This is a genomic window from Desmospora profundinema, assembly GCF_031454155.1.
Taxonomy (GTDB): Bacteria; Bacillota; Bacilli; order Thermoactinomycetales; family DSM-45169; genus Desmospora; species Desmospora profundinema.
Genome location: NZ_JAVDQG010000003.1, coordinates 1 through 24,919 on the forward strand (window position 1 = coordinate 1; position 24,919 = coordinate 24,919).

The window sequence follows — 24,919 nt, forward strand, 5'->3', positions numbered from 1 at the left end:
AAAGAGCTTGAATTGCTCATCATAAGAATTGAACAGGGTCGTTCATTCGCTCTTCAGTTTTCAAGGAACGCTTCTGTTGTCCGCCTTTCGGCGTGCGCCACTCTCTTGCGGCGACAAGATCTATCTTATCAAATCCCAGCGATCTTGTCAACAACTTTTTTGGGTGCCGCTGAACCGTTTGTGGTCCGTGTCGCGGCGACAGATATTAATTTAACACGGGCAGGATTTATCGTCAAGGGTTTTTTTACTCTTGATTATCCGCCCACCAAAAACAGCTTTACGACAATGAGACAAACCACTCCCGGCAAACCCAACAAACCCGTAATCAACGCAGTCACCGGATTGATGGGCAGTCGAAAATCGATCCATTCCCCTGCTAAATTGAGGACAAACAACACCAACGCACCAACGGCAGTGTACAAAATCCCGAACCACATCCATCGTAACGGTTTGATAATGGATCGACTGACGAACATGAGCAAAAGCAAGCCAATCACCCCGCCCGCCAGCCACCAACCCCATTGCATCGAATCCGCCTCCCTGGGTTGTCTTTTGTGGATCCCTCCACTTGGTACAAGCCTATGAATGAGCCGGATGGATTAGAACATAACGGATTGATCAGACACGCCCTAACGGGTTCATCGATACGACCTAACCGCGAAAGACTTCCATCCATACGGAGACGGAATTATTTACGATATGGAATAAGATCGGAGCCCACAATGTGCGGAACCAGACGTACAGACCCCCCATCACCAATCCCATGACAAACAGCGGGGCAAAAAAGGCCACATCCACATGAAAGAGGGCAAAGATCAGGGAGGAAAGCACCACACTGAATACCACTCCCATCCGCCGCAACAACCCCTGCATCAGCAAGCCACGAAAAACCACTTCTTCCGCAATCGGTCCTACCACTCCGATAATAAACAGTTGGAGCAAAAACCATCCCCACCCCGATTTTATCGCCTGATGGATGCCTGCGGAGATATCGTCTTCGCGCCATGACTGCAGTTCCAGGTTGAATGATCGGGCCACCGGTTCAGTCACAATGGAATCAAGGAAATAAAAAACCAGGAGATATAGACACACCACCACACCGATGATGAAAAACCAACGACCCGCACCAAGGCGGTTGAAACCGAGGACACTCCAAGACCCCCGATACAATACCAATGAGACTCCCAACATAATTACGTGCGGCAAAAAGGCAACAATGGAGTCCAGCCACTCCCATACACCGGATATAAAAAAGTACGGAAACAGAGTCATCCACGTAAAAAACTGAACCCAAGCGAAATAATAAACGAGCTCCAACCCTTCCACCCGTTCACGAAAGGCACATTTCTCATAAAAGAAACCTTGCAAGGAGCCGGTAATAATGAATAGAAGGGAAGCGACAAAGGTGACGAGCATCCACAACAAAAATTGAAGTCCCACCCATGGACCCGGCTCCTCTGCACTCTGGATCCGCCACAGACCTTCTCCTGTTTTCTCCCATTCCAGCATGGAAAATTCCATCGGAACCATAAAGAAAAAACTGACACATAGCAGCCAGGCGGACCAGTGACGCAAGCGTGAAGCCGGTGGTTGAGATCCCAGTGAGGCAGTGGAGGATGTGGCGGGCAACAAGATCAAACCATCTCCTTTATCGACTAAAAGATCGTAAACCGTCCTTTTCTCTCTACAGCTCCCGCCGTCCCTCCAAAGCCTTGGTCAACGTCACCTCATCGGCGTATTCCAAATCACCGCCGACGGGCAAACCATGGGCAATCCGAGTCACTTTCAATCCGATCGGCTTGACCAAACGTGTGAGGTACATCGCCGTGGCCTCCCCTTCGATGTTTGGATTGGTGGCCAAAATGATCTCCTGGACGGTCTCGTCTTCCAGACGCTTCAACAATTCGGGAATGCTCAATTCATCGGGACCGATTCCTTCCATTGGAGAGATCGCACCATTTAATACATGGTAGAGCCCGTGGTATTCCTTGGTCCGTTCCATGGCGATCACATCCCGCGGATCCTGCACGACACAGATGACAGAACCATCCCGATTCTTATCCGAACAGATGTTGCAGACATCCCGATCAGTAATATTGCTGCAAATGCTACAGGAACGCAGGTCCCGCTTGGCTCGTGCCAATGCCTTCGCCAAGTCCATCACATCCTCCTCTTCCATCACCAGTACATGAAAAGCCAATCGTTGCGCTGTTTTCGGCCCAATGCCCGGCAAGCGCATAAAGCCCTCAATCAGTTTCGATATGGGTTCGGGTACATACAATCGGGCCACTCCTTCGTTTCAGATAAAAAAGCCTGCACCCAAGAACAGGCACAGACTCATGGCAACCGCGGGAGCTTGGAGGGGTACCCGACGGGTCTTCCACTCCCCCAGCTCCACCTGTTCCTTCACGTTTAAAACATTCCCGGCAGGTTCATGCCACCGGTCAATTTCCCCAGATCCTTGGCCACCAATTCATCCGCTTTTTTCATCGCTTCGTTGACTGCAGCTGTCACCATGTCCTGCAGCATTTCCACATCTTCGGGATCGACAGCCTCAGGAGCAATCGTAATCTCCAGCAGTTCTTTGTGCCCATTCATACGAACTTTAACCACTCCGCCTCCCACGGCGGCTTCCACTTCTTTATTGCCCAGCTCTTCCTGTGCCTTGGCCATCTGGGCTTGCATTTTCTTCATTTGTTTCATCATCTGATTCATGTTTTTCATCATTATTCCTCCCGGTCAATCTGTAATCTCGATCATATCCTCACCAAAAAAGTCAATGGCCTGTTTAACGGGATCGTCCGATTCGTCTCCCGTCTGGTCACTGGTTGCTTGCGCCTTCACTTCGTCACTGGATTGGCGCCGGCTTTCAGCCGGGGCGGTCGAAGCAGCAAGAGGCGGATCCGACACAGGGGGTGTGGAATCCAGGTCTTCTCTCATAACCGTGACCAAGCGCTGAGGGGAGCCCATTACTTCCTTCAACACTTCCTGGATCAGTCCCTTGTTGCTTTCCCGTTCCGTGGTGTCTCGATGAATGGCATTCCGGAAAGCGACCACGACAGCGTCTTTTGAAGCGGCTACAGGCTCTCCGTCGATCAGCCACGCATGGACGGTGATTTTTCGTTCTTTCACCTTCCCCAGGACTTCAGGCCACAATCCTTTTAACCGTTGAAGCTGTTCTGCATGAGACTGCTCCATCACCGAACGGACATCGACTCCAACCCTTGGAGCCGAACGGGAACGGGGGCCTGATGCGGTTGCTTTAATCGTTGATATTGAAGGAGCGGATACAGGGGGTGAGCCGCTATCAGGAGAATGGGCAGTCTGCGGGGGAAGACGACGATCTTTCCACTCTTCCCACTGCTGACGTAACTGTCGCAATTCTTCCCGCAACCGGAAAATCTCCCGTTCCTGTTCGGCTCCCGGTTCCACCCTGCTGTTGTCGGCGGGGATAACGGAGGTCGGTTGGGTAAGATCCACCAAGGCCACTTCCAACAGAATCCGGGGTTGTGCCGCCCATTTCATTTGCTGCTGGGTATGGATCAACCGCTCCAGCACCTGTCCCAGTCGGGATGCCGATAGTTTGTCCGTCAGCGGTTTCAGCTGTTCGACACCAGCCAATCGTTCCCTTGCTTCACGCAGCTCGGGAGCCGCCTGAACCAACATCAGATCCCGGATCAAATGAATGAGATCATGGATCAGCCGTTCCGCATCCAGTCCGTCCGCCAGCAATCGATCCACCTGTTCCAAACAACCCGACGGCTGATACTCGAGGATTCCAGCCGTAATGGCTGCCAATGCTTGCCGGGAAGCAGATCCCGTCACGGCCAGGACCGATTCTTCATCCACTTTTCCATCAGTAAACGCCAAGACTTGATCCAACAAGCTGAGTGCATCCCTCATTCCGCCATCGGCTGTCTGCGCAATAGCGGCCAATGCCGTTTCCTCCGCCTCCACTTCCTGAGCTTCACAAATGAGGTGCAAGCGATTCATCATCACTTCTATGGAAATACGACGAAAGGAAAACCGCTGACAACGGGAGATGATGGTGGGAGGCAATTTGTGAGGCTCCGTGGTCGCCAGGATAAAAACCACATGTCCCGGTGGTTCTTCCAGCGTTTTAAGCAGAGCATTAAAGGCTTCCGTTGTCAACATGTGAACTTCATCAACAATGTATACCTTGTAACGAACTTCGGAGGGAGCATATTTCACTTTGTCCCGAAGATCCCGGATCTCATCCACACCTCTGTTGGAGGCCGCGTCGATTTCCACCACATCCATCAGAGAGCCTTCCGTGATTTTTCGACAAGCCTCGCATTCATTGCAGGGCTCCGAAGCTGGGCCACTCAGACAGTTGACAGCCTTGGCCATGATTTTGGCCGCGCTGGTTTTTCCCGTACCCCTGGGCCCGCTAAAAAGATACGCGTGGGAGAAGTGTCCTTCGGACAAAGCGTTTGTCAGTGTTTTGGTCACATGTTCTTGTCCGATCAGATCGGCAAATGTTTGGGGTCTCCATACCCGATACAAGGCTCGATAAGACACGAGCAACACTCCAAACCCCGCACAATCGCAATGGCACGGGTAGGTTGATGCATTTATCATACTACACGTAATGGTTTTTTTCCAAAAAGAATCGCCCGCTCAGGGCGGACGCGCAGATGGGAAGCAGTCACTCCGGAAGGGCCGGAATACGAACGGTAAACGTGGTTCCGTCATCATGGGACAACGGTTCCACCTTACCCCCGATATCCTGCAGGATCCGTTTGCACACCGACAACCCCAAACCCGTTCCGTTTTCTTTAGTCGTAAAAAAAGGGTCGAAAATTTTATCCATTGTGTGAGGGGGAATGCCGGGACCGGTATCCCTCACCTCCACAGCCAACTCCTCCCCACCGGAAATCATTCGTACCCGGATCGACAGAAGGCCGCCATCCCCCATAGCCTCGATCCCGTTTTTACATAAGTTAAGGAAGACTTGTTTTAACAATTCTTTATCCGCTTTTACACAAGGAAGCGTTTCCCCTTCGACCCGAAACCGGACTTCCGTATTGTGAAGAATGGCTTCATTTTCAATGATGGGCAATAGTTCACGCCATATATCCTCTACCCGCACCGGACGCATACACACATTTCTAGATCGGCTCAGCAGGAGAAATTCGCCTACCAGGTTGTTGATACGATCAATTTCCCGCAGCATGATCTCCGTGTAACCTTGTTCTTTCAACTCTCCCTTTTCTTGCAGGGCGTGCTTCATCACCTGAAGAAACCCTCGGATCGATGTAAGGGGATTACGGATTTCATGTGCCGTTCCGGCTGCAATCTGGCCGATCATGGCCAGCCGATCGCTTCTTCGCACCTGCATCTCCAGGGACTCCAGCTGTGTCATATCCCGAATCAAACAATAGGCACCCACATTCCGCCCCGTCCAGCCTCCCAAGGGTTGATGATCGATCCGGACATTCAATCGCTCCTCCCCTACCGTCCATGTGACAGCACGGTCGCGAAAGGGGGTACCATTGTGAATTTTAGCCAGTAGTGATGAAACGACTCCCGATTCATCCACAGGGGTTTCCAATAAGGACTCTATAGGCTCGCACAGCACGTCTTGACGTACAGCACCCGTCAACATTTGGGCGGATCGATTCAGCTCAGCCACCCGGCAGTCTGCATCCAGAAGGACAATCCCCAATTGAAGATCGGTCACCAGTGTGTCCGCGCATTGTTGCAACAACCCCCATCCCCTTGGAGCGGGATACAAAATCAGCAAATGATAATCATGTCCCCCGCTCGTCCCACTGATCCATTGGATAGAGGTGGGTCGGGGAGGATCGAAAGGAGAGAGCAGGCTGCCTTGCAGGGTAAACATTTTTTTGCGGATGGTTTCCACCATGAAGAAGGTCTTGCTCCATTTCGCTCGGCAATACCAACCAGCGTTGAAACGATTGATTCAGGACACACCCCCTCTCCCATCCAGCCTCAATAAGGAGCGGTTGATTCACTTCGATGACCCTTCCACGCCCATCCAAGATCAGGGCAGGCTGTGACAGCCGTTCCACCCACGATATCAGATGGTCCAACTTTACGTCGAATTGAAACGTGATGGGCACCTTCCGATCTCCTCCGTCCTCCTGTTTCTTCACGTTAAGCACCCTCTCCACCGCCAGGACCCTGTCTAGCGGTGACATGGCCCTCAGTTTGCCCTTGGTTTTTTATTCGCTTTTTTACTTCATCTTCCTTCTTATTATGGAAATTTTCTATAATGACAATCTGTTTTATAACACCAAAAAAGGATTCGGAAGAAAGCTTCCGAATCCTTTTTTCTGTCGTTATGTAAGGAAAACCGCGCACCTGCCTTCGATCATCCCCGCCTGAGCGGACTCCATGGACTTCGCTCGGATCAGGCACCCCTGCGGCACACGAAAGGGTCTCCTTAGTGCTGCTTCCGTCAGGACCTGACACGATTCAGAGGTTTCCGTTGCGCAGGACCTGTTCGTCAACACGTCATCCATGGACCAGACCTCACACGGGGAAGACCTCAGGCAGGAATTCAATCCCGCTAAGGCGGATTGCGGGTGCAGGGCACCGCCAGCTCCCCATCTAGCACGGTCTGTTTATTGTAACACAGTTTATGGGTGTGTACAATGTGAACCCTTTTCCAAAAAAACAAATGAAACGTTCTAAAATTATAATCCATTTATGTTAAGGAGCGAATCTCAGTTTTTTACTCGCCCATACAAAAAAGAGATCCCTATCGACACATTCCAGGAATACCCTTGACTCCTATTTGATTTTGGATTATTTCACCATCGCCCGGGCTGTCCGGTACAGCGGCAGTTCCAATTCCCGCATCCGATGAATGAACGCTTCGCGGTCACCCGCGGTGTACACTCCCTTCCCTTTATAACGATGGTTGGTGGATTTAATAACAAAAAAGAAGCTGTCCAAAACGGGACAACTTCCTCTATGGTAGCAAATGCTTTCGTTAAATCAAGTCCAACCAGCCTGAAGCCCTCAATATGGCGGAGAGGGTGGGATTCGAACCCACGGTACGGTGTGAACCGCACAACGGTTTTCGAGACCGCCTCCTTCGACCACTCGGACACCTCTCCGCAGAATACAGTCTGACAATAAGTGATTGTACCTGAATTCACCGCCAAAGTCAAGGGAAAACGGCTATTCACAGCACCTACCATCTGCAAATGGCTTCGCGATTTTCCCGCTCACCCTTTTCTTTTTTTTCGTGCCCGTAATTCCCGGAAGAAACCGGTTAGCAGCTCTCCACATTCCTCGTTCATCCAGCCGTCCACCACTTCTGTCTGATGGTTAAACCGCGGATCCTGCAACAAGTTCATCAATGATCCGGCACAGCCTCCCTTAGGATCGGCTGCGCCATAAATAACCCGGTCGATGCGGGCCAACATAATGGCGCCGGCACACATGGGACAGGGTTCCAGGGTAACGTACAAAGAGCATTCTGTTAACCGCCAGCTGCCCAGTGAGCGAGCGGCCTGGCGAATCGCCACCATCTCAGCATGCAGCGTGGGATCCTGGTCCGTTTCACGCAGGTTGTGTCCCCGACCGATAATCTGATCCCCTTTCACCACCACCGCTCCGATCGGGACTTCCCCCACATCCTGAGCCCGATGAGCTTCGACGATGGCCTCCTTCATATACCGATCATGATTCAACCCTACTCGCCTCACTTGACAGCTAGTGCCCCGTCTCCCAATATCGATCGTGTTTTCGTGGAGAGAGGTTTGGTTTTCCGGCGGAGTCGACTCTGCCACGCATGGAGCGAAGACAGAAAACCAAACCGACCGACTTGTTCGCGTAAAGGCCAAGAAAAAAAGTTCGAAGTGACCGAAAGGGCACCAGGGAGGATCTAAACAATCCATAGGGCGAAATCCCCGGCCCCTTTTTCTCACGGATAATTAAATGACCAGACAGCCCCTAATCACCGGATTGGGTTTCACAGTCTGAGCAGTAACCGTAGATTTCAAATTTGTGATCCGTGATGGTGAAATTATCCGGCTCTCCCAAAACCGCATTCATCGGACAAACATTGAGCGGTCTGGTCCGGCCGCACAGCTTGCAGATCAAGTGATGATGATGATGCCCCCCGCCGCAATGAAACCGATAGCGCCGCTCTCCTTCCCACTCGGTACCTTCCACAATTCCGAGCTCTTCAAATAAGGAAAGGTTACGGTATACGGTGTCGACGCTCAGTCCAGGATATTGGTGCTGCATCTCTTCCATCACTTCTTTAGCTGTAAGGTAACGGTCTTCCCGGCTGAAAATCTCCACCATCATTTCCCGTTTTCCTGTGTATTTATATCCTTTTTCCTTTAGCAGAGCCAGTGCTTTTTCCACATTCATGACCATCGCCTCGCAATCAACGGGTCATTTGCCCAGTGGCCGACCACCGTTTCCACAGGTCAACCAAACGTTTCACAGCTACCACCAGCAACAAAATGGCGACAGATACCAAAATAATGGTTCCACCGGAAGCCCAGTCTAGATAAAAAGCAGCAGCCAAACCGCAGAACACCGCAATCTGACCGAATAATACCGAAAAAAACAAAGCCTGTTTGAAGCTGTTGGCAATCTGTAAGCTGGCGGCCACCGGCAACGTGATCAATCCGGACACCAGTAAAATCCCCACCACACGGATGGAAGCGGTAATGACCATCGCCACCACCAAACTGAACAAAAGGTTAATCCATCGACGGGGAATACCGGTTAATACCGCACTTTCCTCATCAAAGGAGAGTGCAAACAGCTCTTTGTAAAACAATGCGATCATGATTAAAACCAATATCCCGACCCCGAAGATGGCATGCAGTTCCGACGATCCCACGGCCAGAATACTGCCAAAGAGGTAACCCGCCACATCCACGTTAAATCCATCCCCGGCACTGATCAGCACCACTCCCAGACCAATGCCCCCCGACAAAATAATGGGGATGGCCAGTTCCTGATACGAGCGGTACAAACGTCGCAACTGCTCAACAAATACGGAAGCGGTCAAAGAAAAACCCATCCCAAAGTAAAGCGGGTTTACAGACTGCAATGCGGGAAAACTCTTTTGCAGCAACAACCCTGCCGCCACCCCTGACAACGTGACATGGGCCAACGCATCAGCAATCAGCGAAAGCCTTCGGACCACTAAAAAGACTCCCACCATCGGCGAAATCAACCCGATGATCACACCGGCGATCACGGCCCGTTGCATAAATTCGTATTGCAGAATCATCTCTATCATATCAAACCGGATGCCGCCGAGCACCCATGACCCCCTTCTTAGCCCGTGGAACACGGTTCATGCCCGTGCTCCAGCACCTTCACTTCATGCCCGTATGCGGCTGTCAGGACCTCTTGGCGACGTAGGGAAAACTCGTTGGGATTCCCATGGAAAAACAGCCGCCTGTTCAAGCAGGCGATCCGGTCCACATACGCAGTGATCGCCCCGATATCATGGCTTACCAGCAACAAGGCCAACCCCTTTTCCCGATGCAGGTGGGCAAGCAACTCATAAAACTGCTCAGTAGAACGAGCATCCACACCCACTGTGGGTTCATCCAAAATCAACAAGTCTGGGTCGCTGACCAGTGCACGAGCGATAAAGGCTCGTTGCTGTTGGCCGCCGGACAGCCGGCCGATGTTGCGGTGGCCATATTCAGACAACCCCACCTGGTCGATCGCTTCATCCACTCGTTCCCAGTGTTTACGGGTCATCCGGCGGAACAGGCCCATTTTGCCATAGAGTCCTGACGCCACCACTTCTCGGACTGTTGCGGGAAAGCCCAGGTTAAAGCTGTTTGCTTTTTGAGAAACATATCCAATCCGGGACCAGTCCCGAAACTGGTGCAGGGGAGTCTTAAACAGCCGTACCTCTCCGTGGTCCGGTAACAGGCTCCCGAGAGCCAGTTTAACCAGTGTCGATTTTCCTGATCCGTTCGGACCGACCAAGCCGAGAAATTGACCTTTCCCCAAGGAGAGGTCGACCTCTTCCAATACCGCCTGCTGTCCATATGAGAAGTGGATCCCTCTCAGTTCCAGGACTTGATTCATCATTGATGCCATGGCATCTGCCATGGCTCCCCCCCTTGTTCAAAGAAGGCGGCGCATCCCACGCCACCCCCTAATCTAATCCTGTTATTTACTTATTATAATCGATTCCCACCAACAAGTAAAACGGAAGTATTCCGTTTTGACCAGAACACTATGCGGTGGAAGGGGATTCAAATCGTTGTCGCTTGCGCCAGGCGATCACTCCCATCACTGCCGCCCGCAGCGTGTATGCACCTGCGGCATACAGGAGCAGGACACCGGCGCTCCTCCATAATAGTTCCGGATTCCCGATGGAAATGGCAGAACGCAAACCTTCGATGGCGTGTGTCATCGGCAGCCAAGGATGAATTTCACGCAAGATTTGCGGCAACAGTTCCACGGGATAGGTCCCTCCACTGGCCGCCAGCTGGAGCATGAGAATGACGATGGCCAAAAAGCGGCCCACGTCCCCCAACAAACCGACCAGCATATGATTGATGGCGATAAAGGCAACCGAGGTGAGAACCGCAAGCGCGAGCAACGCTCCCGCAGACCAGGGGCGAATTCCCACCAACCACATCAGTGCCGTCACCAGCAGCAATGCTTGCAACGACCCCATCGCAAGTGCGGACGGAATCGACAACGGACGCTGATCGTCCAACAAAGGTCGTTTCAGATCGATCACCGTAAACAGGATCATCGCTCCCACCCACAAAGAGAGCGCGATAAAATAAGGGGCAAACCCGGTCGCATAGTTGGGAACCGGATGAATCGATTCCTTATTTACCTTCAGGGGATCTGCCATCTGGTCGGCTTTGGCATCCGAATCGCGAAGTTGATCCCAAGCCTTTTGGACCCCCTCTCCCAGTCGATCCGCCAACGTTCCCTGTCCATCTCCAATCCGGAACAAACCGCTTTGCAACTCCTTTATCCCTGTTTGCAGTCGTCCCATCCCTTCGGATAATCCTGTCGGAGCTTGTGCTGCACGGGAAAGGCCATTCTCCAACGCATGCGCCCCATCCAACAAGTTCTTTTGACCGTCAACCAATCGTTCCATCTGTTTTTGCAGCGTGGCAGACCCTTGCGTCAAACGATTCAGCGCTTCACCTTGACGCTCAAAACCTGCCGCCACACCGGCAATTCCATCCACCACACGGCCTTGCCCCTCCGCCAAGGCATCTATATTCTTTTGGGCTTGTTTCCACTGTTGATTCAGCTGGGAAGCTTCCTCCACGATGGCCTTCCCATCCAAAGCAGCAGAACCGGCCAACGCTTCTTCCAGCTGGCGCATCTCCGGGCTGTCGGCCAGCTCCGGGTGCCGCTCTAATAGTTGTTGTCTCGCTTCATCCGCTTTCTTATGGTGCTGTTGAATTTCTTGAGCCAGAGTAGAGATCCGTTCTGCCCGCCGGGTCAAATTCGGATCACTCAGCAACTGCCGAATCGCTTCAATCCCGCCTTGCACTCGTTCTGCTCCCTCTTGTAGCTGTGGGATCTTCCCCTTTGCCAGAAGAGTCTCCTCCTTCATCAATTGAAGGCTCTCATCCATTTTTTGTACACCGGCGGCTAATTGGGATGATCCTTGACTGGAACGTTCCAAGCCAAGGACTAAGCGCTGGGACCCCATCCAAAGTTGATGAAGGGACTGATTCAAGGTGCGGACTCCGTCCGCCAACTGTCCCGCTCCCCGGTCCACCTCTCCAGTGGCGTCCGCCGCTTGTTTAGTGGCATCAGCCAGTGATCGGGCTCCGTCAGCAGCTTCATCCAGATCAGCGGCGGAATCCGCCAACTTATCGAACAACCCCTCCACATAGGCATGAGTGAAGTGGATGGCCACTCTTCTTTCCAGATCCTGAACAATCCGATCGCCCATCTGAGCGGAAAGATAGTTGTGTCCCGGATTTACCTTATACTTCAATCCCGCCTGTTTCGGGTCGGGATCCTGGATGCTGGCCACCCGCTTCGAAAAATTTTCCGGAATCACTACTGCCAGATAGTATCGGTTTTTCTCCAACCCATGTTCCATCTCTTTCCGGCTCACCAGATGCCATTGAAGATGGTCATCCTCCATCAACTGTTCCACCAAATCCTCTCCAACATATACCTCCTCCCCTTCCCACTTCGTTCCACGATCTTCGTTTACAACAGCCACCGGCAAATCTTGCATAAATGAATACGGATCAAAAAATGCCCATAAATACAAACAACTGTATACCAACGGGATCATTAAAACTCCCAACAACACCGGAATCATCCTGCGAAACCGCCACATGTCATCCAGTGCTAATCGCCGTTCACGCCACCACATGAATCGTCCTCCTCCGAAATTAAACTGACCAGTCAGTACAATAAAATTATACACCGATCTTTTCCTCATGAAAAGGTAAAATCGTTTCTGTACGATCATTATGAAAAAGTGATCCCGTTATTCCGCTTCTTTGTAAATGAGTCCATGATGAATGAGGGTCTCTAGATTGCGTACCAAATCGGGAATTCGCTCTTCTTTTACATCTTGACGCTCCTGTTCTTCGAAACGGAACAATTCCTGCAGGACCGCTACACTGATGGCGCCAAAGATGGCCACAGCCGTTTCCTGTACCTTCAGGGTCCGAAAACTCCCCTCTTTTTCTCCCCGGCGGATCACCTCTTCTATGATGGATACAAGGTCACGAATCCGGGCCCGGAAAACCCGCTGCCGTTCGATGGAGCCCCACACCTCGCTGATCAGGAGTTTGGCAAATGTGCCGTTATCATAAAGATAACGAACCTGCGCATCCAAAATCTCCCCCAGTTGTTCTTGCGGATCCTCCACCTGCGCCAACCGGCGTCGCAAATAAGCGGTCAACCGTTCCATCCCGTTATTCATCAAGGCGACAAACAACTCTTCTTTGCTTTTAAAATGATAATAGATCGTTCCTTTAGCCACTCCCGCCCGACGTGCAATCTCATCCATCCGCGCTCGCTCAAAACCGCTTTCAGCAAAAACACAAACAGCCGCTCCAAAAATATGTTCAATCGTATCGCTTCCCATAGCACTCCCCCGTTTTCCATGACAAACGCCTCCCCCTGTCAACCGTCGGGGAGGCGCCGCCTTTTGGTGCGCCCGAGAGGAATCGAACCTCCGACACGCGGTTTAGGAAACCGCTGCTCTATCCACTGAGCTACGGGCACACAAAATCAATCCTCATTCTACCACAGATGACCAATCCCGATCAACAGCGAGGCCGCCGGATCGGCAGCCCCGCTGTTGACAACTTCCGCTCGTCGTGAAACGATTCATGGCCCGTTCTTTCCGCTACTGCCGGATTTGTTTTTGTGACGACCACCCTGTTTTTTTATCCGATCTTTCCACCGATGGAGAGTTTCCGGAAATTCCAACAACACTCGAAACAAGGAAACGATCGCCACCAATAATTGAACCCATTTCTCCAATCTCCTGCCCCCTTTTCGTGAAGGTGAGTGTTGGGTATCCGTTTCATGCTTGCCTCCATTATAGAACACTTGTTCCTGTTTTTGCAGGGTTTCGACAAAGTTTTTCAAAAAAGAAAAAAAACCGCCCGATGAGGCGGTTTCGATTTTGTCTCCTGATGAGTTTGTCAACAGCCTAAACGATCCGCACCCGGTAATCCCGCATCCATTGGTCCAATTGAATCCAGTGAGCAAACAGTTGGGGAACATTCATCAGTTGGCCGAACCAGGGTAGATGTTCCCGGGTTAGATCCCTGGATGCAAAGGAGCGAACCGCATCCAGGTCCAACAGCTGTCGGACAGGTGAACGGGAATCGTTCAGGATCCGAAGCGCTTCTTCCTTGACCGCTTCCAAATAAGCGGGATTGTGAGTCTTGGGGTAAGGGCTTTTCTGACGATATAATACATCGTCAGGCAATATCCCCTTCATCGCTTCCCGGAAGAGTCCCTTTTCACGTCCATTCATCCGTTTCATCGACCAGGGGATGTTCCAGACGTACTCCACCAGGTGGTGATCACAAAACGGCACCCGCACCTCCAATCCCACCGCCATGCTCATTCGATCCTTTCGGTCCAGCAAGGTCGGCATCCATCGGGTAAGGTTCAGGTAAAAGATTTCACGGATCCGGGCCTCCAACCCCTTCTCCCCTTCCAAGCAGGGAACTTCCGCCAATGCTTCCCGGTATCGATCCTGGACATACTCTTCCGGACGGATGGCCCGGTTTACCTCTGGCGATAAAAAGGCGATACGCTCCCTGATTTTCCGCGACCACGGGAACGTATCCGCCCTGATCATTTCCTCGCGGTGAAACCATGGATAACCGCCAAATACTTCATCCGCACACTCCCCGGACAACACCACAGTTGCATGCTTTTTAATCTGCCGGCAGAAAAGAAGCAAAGACGCATCCACATCCGCCATCCCCGGAAGATCACGGGATTTCAATGCCGGGTAAAGCGCTCCTGCCAGCTCGGCGTTATCGATCAGGACACGGTGATGGTTGGAACCGATATACTGTGACATCCGTTCCACCCAAGGAGCATCCGCATTGGGTTGAAATTCGTTGGGTTGAAAAAAACGGTCATTTCCTTCGTAATCCACCGAGAAAGTAGGAAGTGGCCCCTTTCCCACTGCATCGAAATGGCTGGCAGCACAAGCGGAAATCGCACTGGAGTCTAAACCGCCTGACAGCATCGTTCCAATGGACACATCGGACACCAATTGTCGTTGGACCGCATCGATGAACAATTCCCGCACACGCTCGATGGTGGTGGATCGATCATCCGTGTGGGAACGGCTTTCCAATTTCCAATAAGCCTCTACCCGTTTCGTATCCCGGGTCATTTTCATCCAATGTCCGGGCCTTAGCTCCTCCACGCCTTTAAACACACCGTGTCCCGGAGTGCGGGACGGCCCCATCGCTAACACTTCAGCCAATCCCTCGGTATCTACTTCAGGCTGAATATCGGCAAGAGCCAACAGCGATTTTAGTTCCGAACCAAAGGAAACAGCTCCCTCCCGGACAGCATAAAATAAGGGTTTGACACCAATCCGGTCCCTAGCTAAAAACAAACTTTCCTCCCGTTCATCCCAGATCGCAAATGCGAAAATCCCGTTTAAGCGGCGAGGGGCTTCCGTTCCCCACTCGGCATAAGCGGCCAGGATCAATTCCGTGTCAGACCGGGATTGGAACGTATGTCCCCGATTGATCAACTCACGGGAGAGTTCTTCCATGTTGTACAGTTCACCATTGTAGGTGATCACCAGGTTCCGATCTCCATAACGCCGGACCATTGGTTGCACCCCGCCCTCAGGATCAATCACGATCAATCGGCGGTGGGCCAATCCGGTGCAACGGGAAATCCATATTCCCTCCGCATCGGGACCACGGGGAACCAGGGTCTCATTCATCTTTTCCAACCAATCACGCCGTGCGCTTAAGTCGTGATCCCAATTCAGCAAACCTGAGATACCGCACATGGTTCATCCCTCCAAGACGGGCCATGGTTCCCGTTTCACGTTCCGATCCATCCACGGATGGATCAACGCCCATTTCATCCTATGTGGAAAGGAAAAGGATGTGAGAAAAGGGACGGTCACAATCAAGAACCCTCACAAAAAAAGGGCAGTCTCCTTGCGGAGATTGCCCGGTTTGATGACAAAGTAAGACCCGAAAAGCAAAGGGACCATTCGATGCTTTTGTACTGTCTAGGGCGTGTCTGAACAATCCGTAGCGCGAGATCCCGGGTCGGTACGGCTGTCTTCGTTTCGTTGCAAAAAGCGCAAAGGCTCTCCGCCAGCCACACCGACCCTCTCTTGTTCTTGCGAAAAATTGAATTACCAGACACGCCCTAGTGCAAAGTGTAACCGGTGTTCGATTTTTCGTCATGCACACACTTAACAGATAAGCTTATCGACCGGGCTCTTTCATCCACACTTCTCCATCTTTATAGGACATCTGTTCCGGATAACGCAGATCCACCACTTCATCCTGCACTTTTTGCGAAGGGGGAGCCGTTAGGATGGAAACCAGATACGTAACCAGCAGACTGATCGGCAACCCGAAGACCCCTGCACCCGTATCCTGGATCCCGAACAGGGAAAAATCAAAGTTGGTGGAAAGGAGAATATAGCCCAAGGTGACTCCCAAACCGGTCAACATCCCGGCAATCGCTCCTTTGGCGTTGGCCCGCTTCCACCATACCCCCAAGAATAAGACCGGGAAGAACGTTCCCGCAGCCAGGGAAAAGGCCCAAGCGACGATCTGGGTGATGACTCCCGGCGGGTTCAGGGCGACCACTCCGGCCACAACCGTTGCCAATGCAATCGTGATCCGGGCCACAAGGAGCTTCTTTTTATCGCTGGCTTGGGGATTGATCAGGCGCGAATAGATATCGTGAGCAAAAGAGGAAGAGATGGCGATCAACAATCCCCCGGCGGTGGACAGAGCCGCCGCCATCGCTCCCGCCGCCACTAACCCGATAACAAAGACACCCAGGTTGGCGATTTCCGGCGTGGCCATCACAACGATATCATTGCTGATCACGATCTCCTGCCACTGGAGAATGCCGTCTCCGTTTTGGTCCGCCAGCTGCAATTGGCCCGTGTTGATCCACGCCTGAGTCCATGCCGGCAACGAATCCAGCGGCTGGCCCGCCACCTGTGTCATCAGGATAAAGCGGGAAAATGCCGCATATGCCGGCGCGGACAAGTAGAGTAAACCGATAAAAACCAACGCCCATGCCCCGCTCCAGCGGGCAGCCTTCATGGTGGACACCGTATAAAAACGGACAATCACATGAGGCAGTGCGGCGGTCCCCGCCATCAGGCAAAACATCAAAGCCAGAAACTGCCCTTTGGTCCCGGTTTGAAAGGGAGCAAAATATTGGGTCAGCCCCAGTTCGGCGTCCAGCTCGCCCAGCTTGGAAACGATCTCCCCATACGTCATCCAGGGCAACGGATTGTTGGTAATCTGGAGTGACATAAAGATGATCGGAATCAAATAAGCGGTGATCAAGACCAGATATTGCGCCACCTGGGTCCAAGTAATCCCCCGCATGCCCCCGAAAGTGGCGTAAACCGCAATCACGACCACACCGATCATTGTGCCGATCACCGTTTCAATCTCAAACAGCCTGCCGATCACCACACCGGAGCCCGACAATTGACCGATGATATAGACAAAACTAACTACCATCGTTCCAACAGCAGCGATTACCCGAGCCGTGTGACTTTCAAAACGATCCCCGATAAACTCCGGAACCGTATAACGTCCGTATTTACGCAGCTGTGGCGCCAGTAGGAACGTGAGCAACAGATATCCCCCGGTCCAACCCATGATATAGGCCAGACCGTCATATCCCAGGATCATCACCGTGCCTGCCATTCCGATAAAGGAAGCGGCGCTCATCCAATCCCCGGCAATTGCCATCCCGTTCCAAACGGGTGGCACCCCCCTGGATGCCACGTAGAAATCGGATGTCCGCCGTGCGCGATTAAAGACGGCAATCCCGATATATAAAGCAAAAGAGGCTAATATAATCGCCAAGGAGACAAAGAATTGTGTGTCCATTCCCACTCCTCCTGTCGATCGGGAATTATGGCCTGTCTGGTCATTCAATTTTTCGTTAGAACAAGAGAGGGTCCCGCCTACGGATTATTCAGACACGCCCTAGTGATCCAACGGTTTGCCGGTATGTAGTCCTTCATTTGCTTTTTCATCGATACCGAATTCTTTGTCGATTCGATCCGTCACAACGGCGTTAACAAACAACAACACGATGAATGTGAGGATGGAACCCTGAGCGCCCATAAAATAATGAAACGGCATTCCATTAAAAGTAAACCCGGACAGCGGTTCAGCCAAGGCCACCACCCCAAAGGAAACCAAAGCCCAAACGATTAAGTACCCGATCATCAACCGGACCCGCTTGCGAAAATAAGCTTCCGCCACTTGCTTGTCCACTTTCTTCACGAAAAAACCCTCCTTGCGTCAACGCAGGCTGAAAATAAACTTCAACGTTTCAAAAAAACCCATTGGTACCATCGCAATTTGCACGAGGGTGTAAACAAACAGTGAAAAGAACGGGATGGTCAGCAACAATGGCTTCTTCCATTTCCATGCCAAAAACAGAGAGGTAACCGTGAGAAACAGAAACAAATAAAACAATGGCTTCACCTTCAACGAAAGGAATAATCGAAAGCTCTTTCCGTCTGTGCCGCACCCCTCTAACCGGAGGGTCATCCTACTTCTAACGGAGTAACTTTTACGATAACAGAATCAAACAATCTACGCAATAATCTGTATCATCCATTATTTCTGTTATTTCATGCGATATCGACTGTTCTCATCTGATATCAAAGAGATCTCCATCGATTTGGGATTGGATCGACAGAAACAGGTTTGGATCTTTGAGGTGAATGATATGTTACCGTCCATTCACACTTAAAGCCGATCCCAATGCTTACAGGAGAATCCTCCGTTTTCGAAAAAGTGTATTCCCCCCTGCCAATGGAATTCCCGAATCTACCTGATTCATCCCCTCCCCTAAAAAGCGAACAAAAAGCCGGGGGGTTCCCACCCGGCTTTTTTAGTGTCTCTCTTACAAGTTCAGGACAGTCACTTTCTCTCTTGTCATCGATTCAATGCTTTTCCGTACTCCCTGCACCCCCGCCCCGGACTTTTTCACTCCCAGGAACGGAAAGTGATCCGGTCCCCGTTCGGTTTTCCCATTCAACTGCACGGTACCCACATCCAATTGCGAAGCGATGGAAAAAGCCTTGTCCATATTTTTTGTGAACACGCTGGCTTGAAGTCCGTATTCGGATTGATTCGCCGTTTCCACTGCTTCCTGTTCACTCGTTACGCGGATAATCGGCAGCACGGGACCAAAAGGTTCTTCCCAAGACACTCTCATCTCCTCGGTTACATGATCCAATACCGTGGGGGATATCAAGTTGCCTTCTTTTCGGTATTCCGTCCGGGAAACAGCTCCCTTCTCCAAAGCATCCAGGATCAGGCTGTGGACGAAATCAGCGGACGCTGAATCGATCAAAGGCGTGACGTCAGCATCATCTTCCGGTAACCCGACACGTAACCCCTCCACTTTTTTCTGTATCTGTTCAACCAGCTGATCCGCCACCTCCTCCATCACCAACACCCGCTTGATGGCCGTACACCGCTGCCCGGAATAGGAAAAAGCACCACTGACGATCTGACCTGCTGCTTTTTCCACATCCGCATCTTCAAGGACAATCGCCGGATCCTTTCCACCCAGCTCCAGCACTGTCGGGATCATCCCAGCCTTCCGGGCGATATCCTGCCCTGTCTTCGTTCCTCCTGTGAACGAAATCATGTCAATCGCAGGATGGGCAACCAGCCAATCACCGATTTCCGATCCCCTCCCTGTCACAACATGGAGAACTCCCTTGGGCAGTCCGGCTGTCATGAGAGCATCCGCCATGAGAAGGGCGCTGATAGAACCCTGAGTGGCCGGTTTTAACACGACGGCATTCCCCGAGATCAACGCTGGGGCCAATTTGGCGGCGGATAAGTTGACAGGGTAATTAAAAGGAGAGATGGCCAGAACCAACCCGAGTGCTTCTCTTTCAATGATGGCGACTTTACCAGCACTCCCCCCTTGAAAAGAGTCCCCTTTCATCATCTCCCCGTGGATTCTTTTTCCTTCCTCCACGGTATAACGGATCAGATCCGCCGTTCTTGTCACCTCGTCTTTTGCCGACGATTTCTTTTTTCCCACTTCTTTCATAATCATATCGGCGATCTCATCCGATCGCTTGATTAATTCATCCGCCCATGTGAGCAAGATCTGCCCCCGTTCATACAAGGGAACCTTCGCCCATTCTTTTTGAACTCGGCGGGATTTACTAAGAGCCCGATCCACTTCCTCCCGGGTCATGGCCGGAACCCTGCCGATCACCTCTCCCTGAGGAGATACAATCTCCAATCGTCGTTTGGAAGAACATTGCAGCCAATCACCGGTTAACTGGAATCCAACGTCCACCATCGTCTCTTGTCCCATTTCAGATCCCCTTTCCAAATATTTCGTCTAATCCGTCTATTTCCAGTCACGGATACACCATCCCTATTTTCTTATTCCGATCCCTGTTTAAATCAAAGTATACATATGCAATTTTGTGTATTTATTTTGCTCCATCCTAAAGGAAGCAAACTTATTTGTCAACGTTATCGTCAACATTAATGGGGAGTCTCCTCATTTCCTATATCCACCAACCGTTTCCTTCAGAACAAGATCCGGCTTTTTCTCCAGACGGTGCTTGCCGTCAATAAATCGGATCGTACCGGTTTTGGCTCGCATCACAACGGAGTGGGTGGCAGCCTGGTTACCCTTGTAGCGAACCCCCTTTAACAATTCTCCATCCGTCACCCCGGTAGCGGCAAAAATGGCGTCATCCCCTTTCACTAAGTCGTCCATCCGCAGGACCTTTCCAGGATCATGCAGCCCCATTTTGCGGCAACGGAGAAACTGCTCTTCATTCTCCGGCAGCAACCGCCCTTGGATCTCTCCACCCAGACACTTAAGGGCCACCGCCGCCAGGACCCCTTCTGGAGCACCGCCGGAACCGAACAGGATATCCACCCCGGTGTCAGCAAAAGCGGTATTGATGGCAGCAGCCACGTCACCGTCGGGAATCAATTTAATCCGCGCTCCGCTTTTGCGCACTTCATCAATCAGCGAAGCATGACGCGGTCGGTCCAAGATAACCGCAACCAGATCGTTCTTATCTTTACCCAAGGCACGTGCAGTCGCTTTCAAGTTGTCGGCGACAGGGGCCTCCAGATCGATATGGCCGACAGCACCGGGACCAACAGCGATCTTGTCCATATACATGTCGGGGGCATGCAACAGGTTCCCCCGGTCCGCCACGGCCACAACGGAGAGAGCATTCCACAATCCGTTGGCCACAATATGAGTTCCTTCAAGCGGGTCGACGGCCACATCCACCTCAGCCTGAGTGCCCAGGCCGAGACGTTCTCCGATATAAAGCATCGGGGCTTCATCCATCTCCCCTTCACCGATGACCACCGTTCCCTGAATCGGAATGGTGTCAAAAACATTGCGCATCGCGGATGTGGCCGCTTCATCCGCCTCCTCTTTTCTGCCAAAGCCCATCCACCGTCCGGAAGCCACCGCAGCGGCTTCCGTCACCCGAACCAAATCCATCGTCAGACTTCTCTCCATGTACCGATCCCCTCTCCCGATCCTGCACATTCCAATTGTCAAAAGAAAAAGAGTCCCCGCCACGGCGCAGACAAACCGCCGAGCGAGGGACTCTCCTGTCATCTCCGGTCCCAGAGTACAGATTCAGCAGGAATCTTTCTTCAATTTATAGTAACCTCTCCCCTCCAGGATGTAAAGCCCATAAAACCTGGAGAAGGGACTCGTTTTGCCATGGAGAACGACGATGACTCTGTTTTAAAACAGACTGGTAAACCAATCCCAAAACGATCCGGATGTGGATTTTGTATTCTCCGGATCAATTTCCGGAACGGTTTCAACCGCTTTCGCAGCGTTAATCCGACCATGGGTAAAGTTGGAACCGGTGCCGTCGATCTTGTCTGCGGAACTTTCTATCGCTTCCCGGATTTCGTCGCCACTTTTCCCTTGAGAAGCGATCAATCCCGCCAAACCGGCAACATATGGAGTGGCCATCGAAGTACCGGATTGATTTTGATATTGATTATTCGGCATGGTGGACAGGATATTGACCCCCGGTGCCGCTACATCCACCCAGTCGCCGTAATTGGAGAAATTGGCCAATCGATCATTTTCATCCGTAGCTGCTACTGCAATGGCATTTTCATAGTAGGCAGGATAACTGGGTGCATTGGTGCTTGAATTACCTGCTGCCGCCACCACGACGGATCCTTGTTCATGAGCATAGTTTACTGCCTCTTCAAGGGTCCGGGATCCTTGCGATCCTCCCAGACTCATGCTGATGACGTCGGAACCGGCATCCGCTGCATCAATGATCCCCTTGGCAATGGCATCGTAGGACCCCGACCCGTTTGCATCCAGGACGCGGACCGCATAAATGGTGACATCCGGAGCCATCCCCGCAATCCCGATCCCGTTATCGGTAGCTGCAGCAGCAATCCCGGCGCAGTGGGTACCGTGTCCTTGTTCATCCATGGGATCCTGATCGTTATCGATATAGTCCCCGCCTTTTTCCACTTTTCCTGCCAAATCTTCATGGTTATAATCGACACCGGTGTCCAGAATCGCCACTTTAACATCTTGGCTGCCTTTGGTAACATCCCAGGCTTTCGGTGCTTCCACGATTTGCAGGGCATACTGTTTGGAATATTCCGGATCATTGGGCTCGAAATAAGCTTCCGCTATGTAGTTGGGCTCGGCAAACTCGACGTCCGAATTCTCGTTATACTCTTCTATCGCTTCTTCTACCGGACCATCCACTTCTACGACATCAAACCCAATCTGTTCATTGTGGGAGACGGTCTTGGCATCCATTTCACCATTAATCGACGCTTTCTCCGATTTGTTTACATCATCCTTGAATTTAACGATAACTTCTCCAGTCACATAGGACGATGAGGCTTCCGCCGCATGGGCATCGGGAGCGGCAGGCATCATCAGGACAGCCATCAACAACAGAGCGGATAGAAAAGAAACATGACGTTTCATGATTCGTGTTCGTCACTCCTTGCCATTTTATTCATAATATTATGAATAAATCATTCACATTCATAATATTATTTATTATTTCGAAGTCCCAATGGAGAAGAAAACAATTCATCCGAAAAGAGGAAAATGACTTTCCAACCTTACAAAATCCTTGTAACTCCAAAGTATTTTTTCATTTTCTCTCATTATTAAATACGATTATTTCATAAGAAAAGTTTCATTATATCCAAATTATTTTTTTCGGATTTTGAACACGGTCAATCGATGGGGGTTTTGCTAACCGCTCAATAGGAAAAAGTCGCCCGAAAAATGGACGACTTCCTATTTCATCGCTATATTCACTTTTACCGAAACACCGATCATTGGCGGAGAGGGTGGGATTCGAACCCACGGAGGGCGTAAACCCTCGGCGGTTTTCAAGACCGCTGCCTTAAACCACTCGACCACCTCTCCACAAGGGGCAAACTGCCCCGCTATTGTATCACATATCGACAAACGCTTCAAGAAAGACTAGGGCGTGTCTGAACAATCTGTAGGGCGAGATCCCGGGTCAGTATGGCTGTCTTCGTTACGTTGCAAAAAGCACAAAAGCTCTCCGCCAGCCATACCGACCCTCTCCTGTTCTTGCGGAAAATTGAACGACCAGACAGGCCCTAATCCCGTGCGATCCGTTCCAATCCACCCATGTAGGGCCGAAGCGCCTCCGGGATCTGTACACTGCCGTCCTCCTGTTGAAAGTTTTCCAGAATGGCGGCCACCGTGCGGCCGACAGCCAGACCGGATCCGTTCAAGGTGTGGACAAATTCCGGTTTGGAACCCGCGCCACGCCGAAAACGAATATTGGCCCGCCTGGCTTGGAAATCCTCGAAGTTGCTGCAGGAAGAAATCTCACGATAGGTACCGGAACTGGGAAGCCACACTTCCAGATCGTACTTTTTAGCTGCTGTGAATCCAAGATCTGCCGTGCACATGTTCAGCACCCGATAGGGAAGGTTGAGCCGTTGAAGTACTTGTTCCACATCTTGAACCAGGCTTTCCAGTTCCTCGTAGGAGGTTTCCGGTTTCACCAGTTTTACCAGCTCCACCTTGTTAAACTGGTGGTTACGGATCAGACCGCGGGTATCCCGACCGGCAGAGCCGGCTTCGGAACGGAAGTTGGCGCTGAAGGCGGCATATTTTGCGGGCAATTCGTCACCGGCAAGGATTTCATCTGCGTGATAGTTGGTTACCGGCACTTCTGCGGTGGGAATCAAATAATATCCGGTATCGGCAACAGCAAAAGAATCCTCAGCAAATTTGGGAAGCTGTCCGGTTCCCGTCATACTGTCCCGATTCACCATAAAAGGCGGGATCATTTCCGTATACCCGTGCCGTTCCGTATGCAGGTCCAGCATAAAATTGATTAAAGCCCGTTCAAGGCGGGCTCCGATTCCTTTATAAAAGACGAAACGGGAACCGGTTACCTTGCCTGCGCGCTCAAAGTCCAACAGATTCATCTCTTTAGCCAGATCCCAGTGCGCTTGTGGTTCAAAGGGAAACGATGGAATCTCACCCCAATGACGAACCGGCACATTCTCATCCTCACTATCGCCGACGGGTACGCTCTCATGAGGAATATTGGGGAGGGTGAGCAACACTTGGCGTAACTGTTCATCCACCTGGCGGATTTCTTCGTCCAGTTCCTTGATGCGATCCCCTACTTGGCGCATCTCCAGAATGACAGCAGAAGCGTCTTCTCCCGCCTTTTTCTTTTGGGCGATCTCTTTGGAGACCGTATTACGACGGTTTTTCAGCTGCTCTGTCTCCGCCAGCCCGCGGCGGCGTTGTTCGTCCAGATCCAAAATGATGTCCAAACCGCTCACATCTTCGCCCCGGTGCTGATACTTCTCCCGCACCAGATCCATATGGTTGCGCAGCCACTTGATATCCAGCATGCCAAACACCTTCTTTCTCAAAAAAATAAAAGGAACCTCCATCCCAAGGGACGAAAAGGTTCCGCGTTGCCACCCTCATTGACCGGCTGAGCCGGTCCTCTCTGTGGCGGGGTCACGGTCGCCAACCGGGTGCGCTTAACGAATCGTTGTCGCTTTTCGCGCCCAGCTCCGAGAGGGATTCCCCTGGCGAACGGGGCGGTTTGCACCCACCACCGCCTCTCTGTCGTTCCGTCACACAGGGTACTGGTTCTCATCTCCGCTGTTCCTCATATGAGTGCTTA

The 24,919-nt window shown here is 51.6% G+C and carries 23 protein-coding genes, 3 tRNA genes, 1 other RNA gene and 1 other annotated feature; of the genes, 1 reads left to right on the top strand and 26 read right to left on the bottom strand.

The window, feature by feature from the left end; genetic code table 11:
* Positions 1–254 precede the first annotated feature (254 nt).
* From JOE21_RS06375 to JOE21_RS06475, 21 genes are all read right to left on the bottom strand, one after another.
* Complete coding sequence (locus JOE21_RS06375) at positions 255–527, bottom strand: pro-sigmaK processing inhibitor BofA family protein (protein ID WP_309863877.1); 273 nt, start codon at positions 525–527, stop codon at positions 255–257.
* 124 nt (positions 528–651) lie between these two features.
* Positions 652–1,632, bottom strand: coding sequence for a CPBP family intramembrane glutamic endopeptidase (locus JOE21_RS06380; protein WP_309863879.1), 981 nt, complete (start codon positions 1,630–1,632; stop codon positions 652–654).
* Positions 1,633–1,684: 52 nt separating this feature from the next.
* A complete protein-coding gene (recR, locus tag JOE21_RS06385; protein ID WP_309863881.1) occupies positions 1,685–2,281 on the bottom strand; it encodes a recombination mediator RecR in 597 nt (198 codons plus the stop codon).
* A 131-nt stretch (positions 2,282–2,412) separates the two neighbouring features.
* Positions 2,413–2,724 carry a YbaB/EbfC family nucleoid-associated protein gene (locus JOE21_RS06390; protein WP_309863883.1) on the bottom strand — a complete coding sequence of 104 codons (312 nt, stop codon included), beginning with the start codon at positions 2,722–2,724 and terminating at the stop codon, positions 2,413–2,415.
* Positions 2,725–2,739: 15 nt separating this feature from the next.
* The gene (dnaX, locus tag JOE21_RS06395) at positions 2,740–4,542 is read right to left on the bottom strand and encodes a DNA polymerase III subunit gamma/tau (RefSeq protein ID WP_309863886.1); all 1,803 of its coding nucleotides are present in this window, start codon (positions 4,540–4,542) and stop codon (positions 2,740–2,742) included.
* Positions 4,543–4,669: 127 nt separating this feature from the next.
* Positions 4,670–5,731 carry a two-component system sensor histidine kinase NtrB gene (locus JOE21_RS06400; protein WP_309863889.1) on the bottom strand — a complete coding sequence of 354 codons (1,062 nt, stop codon included), beginning with the start codon at positions 5,729–5,731 and terminating at the stop codon, positions 4,670–4,672.
* A 43-nt stretch (positions 5,732–5,774) separates the two neighbouring features.
* The gene (locus tag JOE21_RS06405; RefSeq protein ID WP_309863892.1) at positions 5,775–6,140 is read right to left on the bottom strand and encodes a hypothetical protein; all 366 of its coding nucleotides are present in this window, start codon (positions 6,138–6,140) and stop codon (positions 5,775–5,777) included.
* Positions 6,141–6,340: 200 nt separating this feature from the next.
* Positions 6,341–6,606: signal recognition particle sRNA large type (ffs, locus tag JOE21_RS06410), an RNA gene on the bottom strand.
* Positions 6,607–6,795: 189 nt separating this feature from the next.
* Entirely contained in the window at positions 6,796–6,945 is a 150-nt protein-coding gene (locus JOE21_RS06415) for a hypothetical protein (protein WP_309863895.1), read from the bottom strand.
* A gap of 72 nt (positions 6,946–7,017) precedes the next feature.
* Positions 7,018–7,109: transfer RNA gene (locus JOE21_RS06420), tRNA-Ser, on the bottom strand.
* 111 nt (positions 7,110–7,220) lie between these two features.
* Positions 7,221–7,688, bottom strand: a complete 468-nt coding sequence (tadA, locus tag JOE21_RS06425; protein WP_309863897.1) for a tRNA adenosine(34) deaminase TadA — start codon at positions 7,686–7,688, stop codon at positions 7,221–7,223.
* Between the two features lie 262 nt (positions 7,689–7,950).
* Positions 7,951–8,376, bottom strand: coding sequence for a Fur family transcriptional regulator (locus JOE21_RS06430; RefSeq protein WP_309863898.1), 426 nt, complete (start codon positions 8,374–8,376; stop codon positions 7,951–7,953).
* Between the two features lie 16 nt (positions 8,377–8,392).
* Positions 8,393–9,262, bottom strand: coding sequence for a metal ABC transporter permease (locus tag JOE21_RS06435; RefSeq protein ID WP_309864943.1), 870 nt, complete (start codon positions 9,260–9,262; stop codon positions 8,393–8,395).
* A 38-nt stretch (positions 9,263–9,300) separates the two neighbouring features.
* A complete protein-coding gene (locus tag JOE21_RS06440; protein ID WP_309863901.1) occupies positions 9,301–10,095 on the bottom strand; it encodes a metal ABC transporter ATP-binding protein in 795 nt (264 codons plus the stop codon).
* Positions 10,096–10,222: 127 nt separating this feature from the next.
* Positions 10,223–12,355 carry a YhgE/Pip family protein gene (locus JOE21_RS06445; RefSeq protein WP_309863904.1) on the bottom strand — a complete coding sequence of 711 codons (2,133 nt, stop codon included), beginning with the start codon at positions 12,353–12,355 and terminating at the stop codon, positions 10,223–10,225.
* A gap of 117 nt (positions 12,356–12,472) precedes the next feature.
* The gene (locus tag JOE21_RS06450; RefSeq protein ID WP_309863905.1) at positions 12,473–13,078 is read right to left on the bottom strand and encodes a TetR/AcrR family transcriptional regulator; all 606 of its coding nucleotides are present in this window, start codon (positions 13,076–13,078) and stop codon (positions 12,473–12,475) included.
* A 64-nt stretch (positions 13,079–13,142) separates the two neighbouring features.
* A tRNA-Arg gene (locus JOE21_RS06455) sits at positions 13,143–13,218 on the bottom strand.
* A 105-nt stretch (positions 13,219–13,323) separates the two neighbouring features.
* Positions 13,324–13,479, bottom strand: a complete 156-nt coding sequence (locus JOE21_RS06460; RefSeq protein WP_309863908.1) for a hypothetical protein — start codon at positions 13,477–13,479, stop codon at positions 13,324–13,326.
* A gap of 172 nt (positions 13,480–13,651) precedes the next feature.
* Positions 13,652–15,496, bottom strand: a complete 1,845-nt coding sequence (asnB, locus tag JOE21_RS06465; protein WP_309863911.1) for an asparagine synthase (glutamine-hydrolyzing) — start codon at positions 15,494–15,496, stop codon at positions 13,652–13,654.
* A 430-nt stretch (positions 15,497–15,926) separates the two neighbouring features.
* Positions 15,927–17,588 carry a sodium:solute symporter family protein gene (locus tag JOE21_RS06470; RefSeq protein WP_309863913.1) on the bottom strand — a complete coding sequence of 554 codons (1,662 nt, stop codon included), beginning with the start codon at positions 17,586–17,588 and terminating at the stop codon, positions 15,927–15,929.
* A 99-nt stretch (positions 17,589–17,687) separates the two neighbouring features.
* Complete coding sequence (locus JOE21_RS06475; RefSeq protein ID WP_309863916.1) at positions 17,688–17,990, bottom strand: DUF4212 domain-containing protein; 303 nt, start codon at positions 17,988–17,990, stop codon at positions 17,688–17,690.
* A gap of 355 nt (positions 17,991–18,345) precedes the next feature.
* Between JOE21_RS06475 and JOE21_RS17770 the strand changes: the two genes are divergently transcribed.
* A complete protein-coding gene (locus tag JOE21_RS17770; RefSeq protein WP_374709332.1) occupies positions 18,346–18,465 on the top strand; it encodes a YheC/YheD family protein in 120 nt (39 codons plus the stop codon).
* 153 nt (positions 18,466–18,618) lie between these two features.
* Here the strand turns inward: JOE21_RS17770 and JOE21_RS06480 are convergent, their stop codons facing one another.
* The 5 genes from JOE21_RS06480 to serS form a co-directional block, all read right to left on the bottom strand.
* Positions 18,619–20,043 carry an NADP-dependent glyceraldehyde-3-phosphate dehydrogenase gene (locus JOE21_RS06480; protein ID WP_309864945.1) on the bottom strand — a complete coding sequence of 475 codons (1,425 nt, stop codon included), beginning with the start codon at positions 20,041–20,043 and terminating at the stop codon, positions 18,619–18,621.
* Between the two features lie 207 nt (positions 20,044–20,250).
* Positions 20,251–21,240 (bottom strand): class II fructose-bisphosphatase, encoded by a 990-nt coding sequence (gene glpX, locus JOE21_RS06485; RefSeq protein ID WP_309863918.1) that lies wholly within the window; start codon positions 21,238–21,240, stop codon positions 20,251–20,253.
* Between the two features lie 234 nt (positions 21,241–21,474).
* Positions 21,475–22,704, bottom strand: coding sequence for a S8 family peptidase (locus JOE21_RS06490; protein WP_309863920.1), 1,230 nt, complete (start codon positions 22,702–22,704; stop codon positions 21,475–21,477).
* A 363-nt stretch (positions 22,705–23,067) separates the two neighbouring features.
* Positions 23,068–23,157 (bottom strand) — tRNA-Ser (locus JOE21_RS06495).
* Between the two features lie 200 nt (positions 23,158–23,357).
* Positions 23,358–24,638 (bottom strand): serine--tRNA ligase, encoded by a 1,281-nt coding sequence (gene serS, locus JOE21_RS06500; RefSeq protein ID WP_309863923.1) that lies wholly within the window; start codon positions 24,636–24,638, stop codon positions 23,358–23,360.
* 43 nt (positions 24,639–24,681) lie between these two features.
* Positions 24,682–24,904: a binding site (T-box leader), on the bottom strand.
* Between the last annotated feature and the right edge of the window lie 15 nt (positions 24,905–24,919).

Bases quoted from the DNA above. Each gene is read 5' to 3' on its own strand.
- JOE21_RS06375 (WP_309863877.1), bottom strand. From the start codon at position 527: ATGCAATGGGGTTGGTGGCTGGCGGGCGGGGTGATTGGCTTGCTTTTG.
- JOE21_RS06390 (WP_309863883.1), bottom strand. From the start codon at position 2,724: ATGAAAAACATGAATCAGATGATGAAACAAATGAAGAAAATGCAAGCC.
- JOE21_RS06430 (WP_309863898.1), bottom strand. From the start codon at position 8,376: ATGAATGTGGAAAAAGCACTGGCTCTGCTAAAGGAAAAAGGATATAAA.
- JOE21_RS06435 (WP_309864943.1), bottom strand. From the start codon at position 9,262: ATGATAGAGATGATTCTGCAATACGAATTTATGCAACGGGCCGTGATC.
- JOE21_RS06440 (WP_309863901.1), bottom strand. From the start codon at position 10,095: ATGGCAGATGCCATGGCATCAATGATGAATCAAGTCCTGGAACTGAGA.
- JOE21_RS06445 (WP_309863904.1), bottom strand. From the start codon at position 12,355: ATGTGGTGGCGTGAACGGCGATTAGCACTGGATGACATGTGGCGGTTT.
- JOE21_RS06450 (WP_309863905.1), bottom strand. From the start codon at position 13,078: ATGGGAAGCGATACGATTGAACATATTTTTGGAGCGGCTGTTTGTGTT.
- asnB (WP_309863911.1), bottom strand. From the start codon at position 15,496: ATGTGCGGTATCTCAGGTTTGCTGAATTGGGATCACGACTTAAGCGCA.
- JOE21_RS06470 (WP_309863913.1), bottom strand. From the start codon at position 17,588: ATGGACACACAATTCTTTGTCTCCTTGGCGATTATATTAGCCTCTTTT.
- JOE21_RS17770 (WP_374709332.1), top strand. From the start codon at position 18,346: ATGCGATATCGACTGTTCTCATCTGATATCAAAGAGATCTCCATCGAT.
- JOE21_RS06480 (WP_309864945.1), bottom strand. From the start codon at position 20,043: ATGGTGGACGTTGGATTCCAGTTAACCGGTGATTGGCTGCAATGTTCT.
- glpX (WP_309863918.1), bottom strand. From the start codon at position 21,240: ATGGAGAGAAGTCTGACGATGGATTTGGTTCGGGTGACGGAAGCCGCT.
- JOE21_RS06490 (WP_309863920.1), bottom strand. From the start codon at position 22,704: ATGAAACGTCATGTTTCTTTTCTATCCGCTCTGTTGTTGATGGCTGTC.
- serS (WP_309863923.1), bottom strand. From the start codon at position 24,638: ATGCTGGATATCAAGTGGCTGCGCAACCATATGGATCTGGTGCGGGAG.